Below are 4,836 nucleotides of genomic sequence, written 5' to 3'. Positions count from 1 at the left end.
GGACAGACATGGTGCATACTTTTCCCGCTTCTGCTCACGTTAAGGTTGCCAGCTGCTCCAGCAGATGCAGAACAACAGGCTTGACACGCGGCGCACAGGCGTTGAAAAGCCGCAGCACCTGCTCCTGACCGTAGTCGGGAGAGGTCGTCTGGACGCCGGTGAAGGCTCGGGCAAGGTCGTATTCCAGAACACAGCAGAGCCTGTCCAGCAGGTCCAGCGTCGGATGCACCCGTCCGTTTTCAATTCTGGACAGGTAGACCACAGTAATGCCGGCCCGTTCCGCCGCGTCCTCCTGTGTGATCCCCAGTTCCTTTCGCCGCGCCTGCAGCCGGCCACCAATCGCAGCATAATCCAAAGGCATGTAATCACCCTAAAACATCCTAGCAAAGATAATCTTTTCATTTAATGAATTGACATTTTAACTTAATCTGATAAAATAATATTTGCGAATTTTCTAAGGGTATACGCCGCAGCGCCAACACATGGGAGATGACAGACAGATGAAAAAAATTCGGGTGGGAATCCTGGGAGTGGCCGCCGCAGCGGCGCTCTGCTTCACGGCGGGAGCCGTCTATCTCTATGCCAGGGGAGTGTGGCAGATGCCCATTCCGGCGGACCGGGCCCTCCCGGTGCTGATGTACCACCATATCGTGGAGGACGGTGAGCCGTGCAACGATATGACCATCACCGTGAGCCGTATGGAACAGGACCTGCGCTGGCTGACGGAACATGGCTACCACACTGTGCTGCCGCGGGAGTTGGCAGGGGGAGAGCCGCTACCGGAAAAACCCCTTCTCATCACCTTTGACGACGGATACCGGAGCAACTACGAGCTGCTCTTCCCGCTGCTTCAGGCATACCAGATGAAAGCCGTGGTCTCTATTATGGTGTATATGCAGGACGTGTCCGCTGACAACTTCCTCAGCTGGGATATGTGCCGGGAGATGGCAGACTCCGGCCTGGTAGAGATCGGGTCCCATGCCTATTCGCTCCACAATCTGGGAGATCTGGGCGGAAACTTTGACCCGGGCGGCATCAACGGCATCCAAAGGGATCCGGAGGAGTCGGACAGTGCCTTTGAGGCCAGGGTGCTGGGGGATATTCAGAAGAGCCATGACCGCATTGCCCAGGAGGTGGGCCAGCCCGTCACCTTCTTCGCCTATCCCTTCGGCATCACCGAGCCGGACGCGGAGGCATTTGTGCATGAGCTGTTCCCGGTCACTGCGGTCACCAGACACGGCACAGCCGACTTGGGGAAGGGACTGCATGAGCTGCCACGCATGACCGTGACGATGGACAGGGAACTGGAGGACATTCTGAAGGACTGATGGAGGGGCCGCTTTTCCGGAGCAGGAAAAAGGACTCCGCAGGCACAGCCTGCGGAGTCCTTTTGACCGGGGATGGAGTTGGCGGCGGGCCGCCCTCAGGGGCTCTGGGGCAGATCCACTGTGCGGACCGTCTCATTGCCGGCCAGGTCCACCGCGTAAAAGGTATAAGGTCCGCCATTGCGCACCAGCAAGGTGGCGGCTCCCCACGCATTCAAGGGGAGGGGCGTCCCCGCAGCGCCGCCCTGGAAATTCGCTGCCGTGTATGTCCCGGCGGCATAAGCGGCGGAGCGGAAGTCGCCGTCCGGATCCTGGACTTGAACGGTCAGATACTGCTGCCCCCTCCACTGGAAGAGAGACAGGGAGAGAATGGGCGGACTGTCGGTATAGGCCGCCAGGTCCGGCTCCGTCCAGGTCCGCCCCTTCTGGGCCGCGGCCCCGGATGCCATGGCGGCACCCAGGTCCAGCATCCCGCCGGTAGCCGTCAGGCCGGTGAGGCTGCCCAGCTTTTGGACGGAGGATAGCAGGATGTCCTTCACGTCGGCCAGCGTGGCATCCGGAAACTGGGAGCAGAGCATGGCCGCCGCAGCACTGACCATAGGCGCCGCCATGGAGGTTCCTGTCATGTAACTGTATGAATTCCCGGGGGTGGTGCTTAAAATATGGGTGCCGGGGGCGGCCAGGTCCACAGAGGAGGCACCGTAGCTGGAGGTAGGATCCAGGTTACCGTCGTATCGGAGGTTCGCCACGGTAATGAGGTTATCCAAGTGGTAGCTGGCCGGGTAGCTGGGGGCAAGCTCCAGGTCGGCGCCGTCGTTGCCGGCTGCAACTACGAACAGCATATCCGACGCCGCGATGGTGCGGTACAGCGCGGGGTCGTTTCTGGAAGAGCCCAGGCTCAGGTTGCAGATCCGGGCTCCGTTGGCCTCCGCGTACTGAATGGCCCGGATGATGGACGCCGTGGAGCCGCTGCCGTCCCACCCGCCCAGAGCCTTGACTGCCATGACTTTGACGTGGTCGCTCCGGACGATGCCGGCGATCCCGATGTCGTTGTCTGCATGGGCGGCGATGGTGCCCGCGCCGTGGGTGCCGTGGCTGTCCTCATTGCCCGTATAGACCTGATTGCTGCCGGAGTAGAAATTCCAGCCGTAGACATCGTCGATATAGCCGTTTCCGTCGTCGTCTACCCCGTTGCCGGGGATCTCGTCTTCGTTCACCCAGATGCGGCCCTCCAGATCGGCGTGGGTGTAGTCGATGCCGGTGTCCACCAGGGCCACCACCACATCCCGGCTTCCGCCGTCGTACAGGGCCCAGGCATCCTCCGCGCCGATGTCCACGCCGGCCGCGGCCTGCACGGTTCCGGTGCTCCCGGCGGATGCATCGGACTGCATCCACCAGGGGGCAATCCACTGCCACGGGGCGGAGGGGAGTGCAAAGGGATCATTGAAGACCGGATAGGGGTTCTCCTGCTCCTCCAGTTGGAAGCTGCCGTCGTTATACAGGGCCCACTGCTCCGCCAGCAGCGGGTCTGTGGTGGAGAGAGCGGTGCTTGTGTATGTGTAGTTGGGCTGGACCAGCGCCACACCCTCCTGCCGGGCCAGCTGCGGCAGCCCCTCCTCCAGGGAGGCGGCGTCCTCGTAGACGACCACCTCGGTCCTGCCGTCCTCATACAGGACCAGAACCTCACTGTCGGGGTATGCGGCGGGCTCCAGAACGGATGTCCCCGCCGGGACGGAATCGGTGCCCACAGCGGCTGCGCCCAGGGTCATGCCCTGCGCCAGCAGAAGCAGGGAGAGCAGCAGGCACACCGACCGTTTTACATGGTGAGAGACCCTCATGGCGTTCCTCCTATTCCGGGATGGTTCTCTGATGATGGGACCATGGTACACCCAAAAGCTAAAATGAGCCTGAAATGAGGGGAAACGGAGCCATCCGGCAGCCTGTCCCCTGTGTCAAGCATAGCAGACTTGCTCCCTGCTGTCCAGAGCGGCAGCGATTTTCCGGATTTGTGAAAGGCCATCCGGTGGGAAAATGAATTTGACACCGGTGCGGGAATCCGGTATTCTGAACGCATGGATACTGATTCCGGACACAAGATGAGAAAGGATGGATTATGGAAGCATTATACGGACTCCTGCTCCCGTTCCTGGGCACCTCCCTGGGCGCGGCGAGCGTGTTCTTTATGAAAAAGGCGATGTCGGACGGCCTGCAGAAGGGGCTGACGGGCTTCGCGGCAGGGGTGATGACGGCGGCGTCGGTTTGGAGCCTGCTGATCCCGGCTATTGAGCGGTCGGAGGAGCTGGGAAAGTGGTCCTTTGCACCGGCCGCCGCAGGCCTCTGGCTCGGCTTTCTGTTCCTGCTGGCGCTGGACCATATCATTCCCCATCTGCATTGGGGCAGCGCGCAGCCGGAGGGCCCCTCCAGCCGGCTGCGCCGGACCACCATGATGGTGCTGGCGGTAACGCTCCACAACATTCCGGAGGGGATGGCGGTGGGCGTGGTCTGCGCCGGATATCTGGCAGGGGACACGGAGATCACTGCTATGGGCGTGCTGGCGCTTTCCCTGGGCATCGCTGTCCAGAATTTCCCGGAGGGAGCCATCGTCTCCATGCCCCTGCGGGCGGAGGGTGAGGGGAAGCTCCGGGCCTTCGCCGGAGGCGTGCTATCCGGCGTTGTGGAGCCCATCGGCGCCCTGGTGACGATCCTGGCGGCGGAGCTGCTGGTGCCTGCCCTGCCGTATCTGCTGGGCTTTGCCGCAGGGGCCATGCTTTATGTGGTGGTGGAGGAGATGATTCCGGAGATGTCCCAGGGACGCCACTCCCACATCGGTGTGCTGGCCTTTGCCGCGGGCTTCAGTGTGATGATGGTGCTGGACGTGGCCCTGGGATGACGGTCAGGATGATTTTTGCCCGGTGTCCTTCTCCAGCTGTCCACTGAGGCGTTCGCTCTGCGTGCCGAAATAGAAGGCGATGACGACGGAGAAGATGGTCAGGAAATCGTGGCTGGAGATACGGCCGGTGACGGCCAGGTCGGCAAATACAACGGTGAGGATCAGCGTCACAATACTTTTGACGCAGAGAAGATTGCTCAGACGTTTAATCAGAGCGGCAGGCATGGGGACCCCTCCCTGTTTCGGATGATTTTGCTCCATGATATGCGCCCCGCTCCGAAAAGACCCCGGCGGGGGAACAGGACGGGCGCCCTCCCACTAAACTGGAAGGGGAGCCCTGTGCTCCCTGAGCCTGTACAGAGGGGGGAAAACGCATTTGAGCGAACGAGAAAAGCGCGTCTGCCTGGATCCGGGGCATGACGCGGGCAATCTGGCCAACAAGAGTCCGGATGGGACCTATTATGAGCATGTATTCACCCTGGACCTGGGGAAGCGGCTGGAGAAGCTGCTCACAGACCGGGGCGTCTCCGTGACCATGACCCGTACTGGCGGCGGGGCAGTAAGCCTGGCCAGACGGTGTGAGATCGCCAACAGCATCCCGGACCTGGACCTGTTCGTCAG

6 protein-coding genes are annotated in these 4,836 nt (G+C 61.6%); 3 read left to right on the top strand and 3 right to left on the bottom strand.

Annotated features, from left to right (window positions below; genetic code table 11):
- Nucleotides 1-34: 34 nt before the first annotated feature.
- Nucleotides 35-361, bottom strand: a complete 327-nt coding sequence (locus QVE23_RS06815; RefSeq protein ID WP_287967812.1) for a helix-turn-helix domain-containing protein — start codon at nt 359-361, stop codon at nt 35-37.
- A 139-nt stretch (nt 362-500) separates the two neighbouring features.
- Between QVE23_RS06815 and QVE23_RS06810 the strand changes: the two genes are divergently transcribed.
- Nucleotides 501-1,328: a polysaccharide deacetylase family protein gene (locus QVE23_RS06810; protein WP_025544520.1), complete on the top strand. Its 828-nt coding sequence runs from the start codon at nt 501-503 to the stop codon at nt 1,326-1,328.
- A gap of 95 nt (nt 1,329-1,423) precedes the next feature.
- On the opposite strand, the gene QVE23_RS06805 is transcribed toward QVE23_RS06810, so the two are convergent.
- Nucleotides 1,424-3,163: a S8 family serine peptidase gene (locus QVE23_RS06805; protein WP_287967811.1), complete on the bottom strand. Its 1,740-nt coding sequence runs from the start codon at nt 3,161-3,163 to the stop codon at nt 1,424-1,426.
- Between the two features lie 275 nt (nt 3,164-3,438).
- Between QVE23_RS06805 and QVE23_RS06800 the strand changes: the two genes are divergently transcribed.
- Nucleotides 3,439-4,215 (top strand): ZIP family metal transporter, encoded by a 777-nt coding sequence (locus tag QVE23_RS06800; protein WP_021751549.1) that lies wholly within the window; start codon nt 3,439-3,441, stop codon nt 4,213-4,215.
- A 3-nt stretch (nt 4,216-4,218) separates the two neighbouring features.
- Here the strand turns inward: QVE23_RS06800 and QVE23_RS06795 are convergent, their stop codons facing one another.
- The gene (locus QVE23_RS06795) at nt 4,219-4,440 is read right to left on the bottom strand and encodes a hypothetical protein (RefSeq protein ID WP_025544524.1); all 222 of its coding nucleotides are present in this window, start codon (nt 4,438-4,440) and stop codon (nt 4,219-4,221) included.
- 151 nt (nt 4,441-4,591) lie between these two features.
- On the opposite strand from QVE23_RS06795, the gene QVE23_RS10935 reads away from it, so the two are divergent.
- The coding region (locus tag QVE23_RS10935) for an N-acetylmuramoyl-L-alanine amidase family protein (RefSeq protein WP_502919075.1) at nt 4,592-4,836 on the top strand (245 nt) is incomplete at its 3' end.

Source organism: Oscillibacter sp. KLE 1728, from assembly GCF_934833455.1.
GTDB lineage: Bacteria > Bacillota > Clostridia > Oscillospirales > Oscillospiraceae > Oscillibacter > Oscillibacter welbionis.
Note: the sequence above shows the minus strand (reverse complement) of the source record. Positions and strands in the feature narration are given on the sequence as shown.

Excerpts from the sequence above, each read along its gene's own strand:
- QVE23_RS06810 (WP_025544520.1), top strand. The coding sequence starts at position 501 with ATGAAAAAAATTCGGGTGGGAATCCTGGGAGTGGCCGCCGCAGCGGCG.
- QVE23_RS06800 (WP_021751549.1), top strand. The coding sequence starts at position 3,439 with ATGGAAGCATTATACGGACTCCTGCTCCCGTTCCTGGGCACCTCCCTG.
- QVE23_RS06815 (WP_287967812.1), bottom strand. The coding sequence starts at position 361 with ATGCCTTTGGATTATGCTGCGATTGGTGGCCGGCTGCAGGCGCGGCGA.
- QVE23_RS06805 (WP_287967811.1), bottom strand. The coding sequence starts at position 3,163 with ATGAGGGTCTCTCACCATGTAAAACGGTCGGTGTGCCTGCTGCTCTCC.
- QVE23_RS06795 (WP_025544524.1), bottom strand. The coding sequence starts at position 4,440 with ATGCCTGCCGCTCTGATTAAACGTCTGAGCAATCTTCTCTGCGTCAAA.